We start from the raw sequence: 1,106 nt of genomic DNA, 5'->3' as shown, positions 1-1,106 counted from the left end.
GATCCGGAGATCGCGGCGAAGATCGACGACGAACTCACCCGCCAGCGCAGCGGGCTGGAGATGATCGCCTCGGAGAACCACACCGCCGTCGCCGTCATGCAGGCGCAGGGCTCGGTGCTGACCAACAAGTACGCCGAGGGCTACCCGGGGCGGCGCTACTACGGCGGCTGCGAGCACGTGGACGTCATCGAGCAGCTGGCCATCGACCGGGTCAAGGCCCTGTTCGGCGCCGGTTTTGCCAACGTCCAGCCGCACTCGGGCGCCCAGGCCAACGCCTCGGTGATGCACGCCCTGATCAAGCCCGGGGACACGATCCTGGGCCTGGACCTGGCCCACGGCGGGCACCTGACGCACGGGATGAAGCTGAACTTCTCCGGCAAGCTCTACAACGTGGTGGCCTACGGCGTGTCCGAAACCGACCACCGGGTGGACCTGGCCGAAGTCCGCCGCCTGGCCGAAGAGCACCGGCCGCAGCTGATCGTGGCCGGCTGGTCCGCCTACGCCCGCCAGCTGGACTTCGCCGAGTTCCGCTCCATCGCCGACTCCGTGGGCGCCTACCTGATGGTGGACATGGCCCACTTCGCCGGCCTGGTCGCCGCGGGCCTGCACCCGAACCCGGTGCCGCACGCCCATGTGGTCACCTCCACCACGCACAAGACCCTGGGCGGCCCGCGCGGGGGCATCGTCCTGACCAACGACGCGGACATTGCCAAGAAGGTCAACTCCGCGGTGTTCCCCGGCCAGCAGGGCGGCCCGCTGGAGCACGTCATCGCCGGCAAGGCGGTGGCCTTCAAGCTCGCCGCCTCGCCCGAATTCGCCGAGCGCCAGCAGCGCACGCTGGCGGGGGCGAGGATCCTGGCCGAACGCCTGGTCCAGCCCGATGTCGCGGCCAAGGGCATCTCCGTGGTCTCCGGCGGCACCGACGTGCACCTGGTGCTGGTGGACCTGCGCCACTGCGGGCTGGACGGGCGGCAGGCCGAGGACCGCCTCGCGGAAATCGACATCACGGTCAACCGCAACGCGGTCCCGTTCGACCCGCGCCCGCCGATGGTCACCTCCGGGCTGCGCATCGGCACCCCGGCCCTGGCCACCCGCGGCTTCGGCGA

The 1,106-nt window shown here is 71.0% G+C and carries 1 protein-coding gene; it reads left to right on the top strand.

Annotation, left to right across the window (positions count from 1 at the left end):
* Positions 1-1,106 (top strand): serine hydroxymethyltransferase (gene glyA / locus ACFQ36_RS22855; protein ID WP_377017882.1); only part of this gene is annotated, 1,106 nt, incomplete at both ends.

This window comes from Arthrobacter sp. GCM10027362 (assembly GCF_042679445.1).
Classification (GTDB): domain Bacteria; phylum Actinomycetota; class Actinomycetes; order Actinomycetales; family Micrococcaceae; genus Crystallibacter.
Note: the sequence above shows the minus strand (reverse complement) of the source record. Positions and strands in the feature narration are given on the sequence as shown.